Source organism: Burkholderia sp. Ac-20379 (assembly GCF_017104645.1).
Lineage (GTDB): Bacteria > Pseudomonadota > Gammaproteobacteria > Burkholderiales > Burkholderiaceae > Burkholderia.
In genome coordinates this window covers 1-4,085 of the sequence record NZ_JAAGPF010000485.1, presented here as the reverse complement: position 1 = coordinate 4,085, position 4,085 = coordinate 1, and the positions used below count along the sequence as shown (strand labels likewise).

The 4,085-nt window shown below is 71.0% G+C and carries 4 protein-coding genes; 3 read left to right on the top strand and 1 reads right to left on the bottom strand.

What is annotated here, in order from left to right:
• A partial coding sequence (locus G3N92_RS31720; protein ID WP_206131489.1) for an ABC transporter ATP-binding protein occupies positions 1 to 794 on the top strand: 794 nt, incomplete at its 5' end.
• Positions 787 to 2,649 (top strand): ABC transporter ATP-binding protein, encoded by a 1,863-nt coding sequence (locus G3N92_RS31715; protein ID WP_206131488.1) that lies wholly within the window; start codon positions 787 to 789, stop codon positions 2,647 to 2,649. The genes G3N92_RS31720 and G3N92_RS31715, both read left to right, overlap by 8 nt.
• A gap of 44 nt (positions 2,650 to 2,693) precedes the next feature.
• Here the strand turns inward: G3N92_RS31715 and G3N92_RS31710 are convergent, their stop codons facing one another.
• Complete coding sequence (locus G3N92_RS31710) at positions 2,694 to 3,584, bottom strand: AraC family transcriptional regulator (RefSeq protein ID WP_206131487.1); 891 nt, start codon at positions 3,582 to 3,584, stop codon at positions 2,694 to 2,696.
• 316 nt (positions 3,585 to 3,900) lie between these two features.
• On the opposite strand from G3N92_RS31710, the gene G3N92_RS31705 reads away from it, so the two are divergent.
• A partial coding sequence (locus G3N92_RS31705) for a hypothetical protein (protein ID WP_206131486.1) occupies positions 3,901 to 4,085 on the top strand: 185 nt, incomplete at its 3' end.

The window sequence follows — 4,085 nt, the reverse complement described above, 5'->3', positions numbered from 1 at the left end:
CGGTGCGCTTCGAGCGGGTGAGCTTCGGCTACGACGCGTCGCCGGTGCTGCACGACGCAAGCTTCGACGCGCCGGCGGCGGCCATGACGGCGCTGGTCGGGCCATCGGGCGCGGGCAAATCCACCGTCGCGAGCCTGCTGGGCGGGCTGATCGAGGCCGGGCAGGGCGAGATCCGCGTGGGCGGCGTGCCGCTGTCCGCGCTCGACGGCGCGCAACGCGCCGCCACCATCGGCGTGGTGTCGCAGGACATCTTCCTGTTTCGCGGCAGCCTGCTCGACAACCTGCGGCTCGGCCGCCCCGGCGCGACCGAGGCCGAATCGCGCCGCGCGCTGCGCATCGCGCAACTCGAGGCCTGCGTCGACGCGCTGCCCGAAGGCTGGCACACCGAGATCGGCGAAGGCGGCGCGCGGCTCTCGGGCGGCGAGCGGCAACGGCTCGCGGTGGCGCGCGCGCTGCTGGCCGACACGCCGGTGCTGGTGCTCGACGAGAGCACCGCGTTCGCCGACAGCCGCACCGAGCGGCGCTTCCTCGACGCGCTGCGCGAGGGCTGCCCCGGCACCACGCTGATCGTGATCGCGCACCGCCTGTACACGGTGCGCGACGCGGCCCGCATCGTGGTGCTCGACGCCGGCCGCGTGGTGGCCGAGGGCGATCACGACACGCTGCTGCGCCGCTGCCCGCTGTACGCCCGCATGTGGGCCGCGCAATCGCACGACGACGCCTGGACGCTCGGCACGCGCGCGTCTCCAGCGCCGTCGCCCATCGACGATGCCTCCGAGGTGACGCATGGCTGATTTCCTCCGCGCCGGCCGGCGCATGGTGCGCGCGAGCGGCCATTCGCCCGCGCTGATCCTGACGAGCTTCGCGCTGCGCGCGATCGAGCGCGGGTTCGCCATCGCGCCGTTCTTCGTCGGCTGGCACTGGCTCGTGCAGATGCCGCCGTTCGGGCCCGGCCCGGCGCCCGGCGCGCAGGTCTGGGCCGCGCCGCTGGCCTGGCTCGCCGCGCTGCTGGCCGGCCAGATGCTGTTCTCGTGGCTCGGCCAGATGTCGGGCTTCCTGGGCAGCTACGCGCTGACGATCGCCTATCGCGGCAGCCTCGTCGATCACCTGCGCCGCCTGCCGCTCGGCCTGTTCGGGCGGCAGCGGATCGGCGAGCTGGCCTCGGTCGTCACCGACGACGTCAAGCGCATGGAGGACGTGTTCACGCACCTGGCCGCCGAGTTGTTCGCCACCGCCGCGGTGCCGCTGATGTTCGCGATCGCGCTGGCCTGCATCGACTGGCGGCTCGCCGCCGCGCTGCTCGTCACGCTGCCGCTCGCGATCGGCGCGCTCAATGCGATGAACCGCTATTTCCTCGCGCAGGGCGCCCGCAAGCAGGGGCTCGCGCTCGAGACGGCCGGCCTGCTGGTGGAATTCGTCGGGGGCCTGCGCACGCTGCGGCTGTTCGGCCGCACCGGCGACTGGATCGCGCGGCTCGACCGGCATTTCGCGGCGCTGCGGGTGGCGAGCCTCGGCGCGGAAGCGTGGGGCGGCGGCTCGGTGCAGGCCTACCGGCTGCTGCTCGAGGCCGGCGTGCTGCTGATGCTGGTGCTGGCCACCGCGCTGATCGATCGCGCGCTGCTGACGCCGGCCGTCTGGCTGCTGTTCGTGCTGACCGCGTGGAAGGTGATCGATCCGCTGCTCGACGCGGCCGCCTATCTCGTCGAATTGCGCGCGCTGGTGCAGAGCGAGGCGCGGCTCCAGGCGCTGCGCGACACGCCGCCGATGGCCGAGGGCGAGCGCACCGAGCCGCCGCCGCATCGCGCGATCGCCTATCGCGACGTGTCGTTCGGCTATGGCGGGGCGGGCGGCGAGCCGGTGCTGCGCGGCGTGTCGTTCGAGGTGCCGGAACACAGCGTGACGGCCATCGTCGGGCCGTCGGGCGCGGGCAAGAGCACCGTGCTCGACCTGCTGGCGCGGTTTCGCGATCCGCAGCGCGGCAGCATCGCGCTGGGCGGCGTCGACCTGCGCGAGTGGCGCGGCGATGCGCTCTATCGCGAGCTCGGCTTCGTGTTCCAGGACGTGCAGTTGTTCCGGGGCAGCGTGCTCGACAACGTGCGGGTCGGGCGGCCCGGCGCCAGCAAGGCCGAGGTGATCGCCGCCTGCCGGGCCGCCGCGTGCGACGCCTTCGTGGCGCGGCTGCCCGACGGCTATGCGACCTGGATCGGCGAGAACGGACAGCAGCTTTCGGGCGGCGAACGCCAGCGCCTGTCGATCGCGCGCGCCATCCTCAAGGACGCGCCGGTGCTGCTGCTCGACGAGGCCACCGCGTCCGTCGATCCGCAGGCGCAGCACGACATTCAGCGGGCGCTGTCGCGGCTCGTGGCGGGGCGCACCGTGATCGTGGTGGCGCACCGGCTGCAGACGATCCGCCACGCCGATCAGATCGTCGTGCTCGACGCGGGCCGGATTCGCGAGCGCGGCACGCACGACGCGCTGCTCGCGCTGGACGGGCTCTACGCGCAGCTTTGGCGCGAGCAGCAGGCCGCACCGGGAACGGCGGACGAGGCAACGAACGAAGCGGAGGACGGAACGGACAACGAAGCGACGAAGAAAGCGGCGAAGCAAGCGTCGCGCGGCAACCCGGACGGCACGCCCGTGCCGGCGTGAGCCGGGCAGGGCGGCATCGGATGCGCCGCAACGGGCGCTTCGGGTCAGCCCAGCACGTGACGCCGCGATTCGCGCGGCAGCAGGCCGAACTGCTTGCGGAACGCGGTGCTGAAATGGCTCAGGTTGCTGTAGCCGAGCATCGTGGCGGTTTCGGTCACGCTGTGCCGCTGCAGCAGGTGGCGCGCGCGTTCCATCCGCTCGCGCTGGAACAGCGCATACACGCTGCTGCCGAACATCGCCTTGAAGCCGCGCTTGATCTTGAGCTGGTTCAGCCCGGTTTCGCGTGCGAGCTGCTCGATGGTGGGCGGATTGCTGAGGTCGCTGAGCAGCCGGTCGCGCGCGGCGACGAGCTGGCGGCGCTCGCGCGGCGCGATGTCGTCGCGCGCCTCGGGCTGGATCGATTGCAGGTGCCAGGCCAGGAATTCGAGCGCGGCCGAATGCACGAGCAGCGGCGAGGCGTGATCGGCCGACAGCAGATGGCCGAGCCGCACCGCCGATTCGCGGATCCGCAGCGTGTTGCGGTTGCGTTGCAGCGCGAATTCGTGGGCCGAGGCGAGATCGAGCTGGCCCGTATCCTCGCCGGCCAGTTGCGCGAGCAACTGGCGCGTGATGCGCAGCTCGATGTTGCGGTAATCGGCCGTGCATTCGAGCCGGAAGCGCTTGCCGCGCGAATAGACGGCCAGCGTGTCGTCCCCGTCCAGATCGAACTGCTGATCGTCGAAGCCCACGCGCGTCTTGCCGCCGAGCAGGCAATTGAAGTGGATCCGGGCGCCGTCCTCCTCGGTCATCGTGTCCAGATCCTGTTCCGAATCGAAGGCGACCAGCGAGACGGCCAGGCCCGGCTGGAGATCGACGGTCTTCACGTGGATGCCGGCGGGCGTCGCGGCGCTGCCGGGGCCGGCGTCGAAGAAATCCGTCGCTGTCAGCGTTTGCATGGTGATGTGCTCCGGTGGGCGTTGGCTATCGGCTCGCGCGAAGGTCCGCGCAATCCCGCGCGCCGGCGCGCTCGCGAAGGCGAGGGTATGGCCCGGCGCCGGAGCGGATCGATCGGCGGTGCGACAGCGAAGTCAAATACTAATAAGAATCATTCGCAATGACAAGCTGCGATCCAATCGATTTTGACGCCATGGCGGAGACGGCGCTTCAATGGCGCCCCAAATAATTCAATTACGGGGAATGGTGTCCGGATTCGGGTAGTGGCATTGATGCGAATAATTATTATTTCCATCTTTCCATTTTCCTTTCCGTGCCATGGCCGACGTCCTGTCCCTTCGCGAGCGCCCGGCGCGCCGCGTGCGCCGCAACCCGCTCTCCGAGCCGCGTCCCGCACCGCTTTCCAGCCGGTCCGCCGTGCGCGTGCCGTTGCGGCGCCTGCCGCTGTGTCTCGCCTGCGCGGGCCTGATCGGCATCGTGGAGATCGGAAGAGCACACGGCTG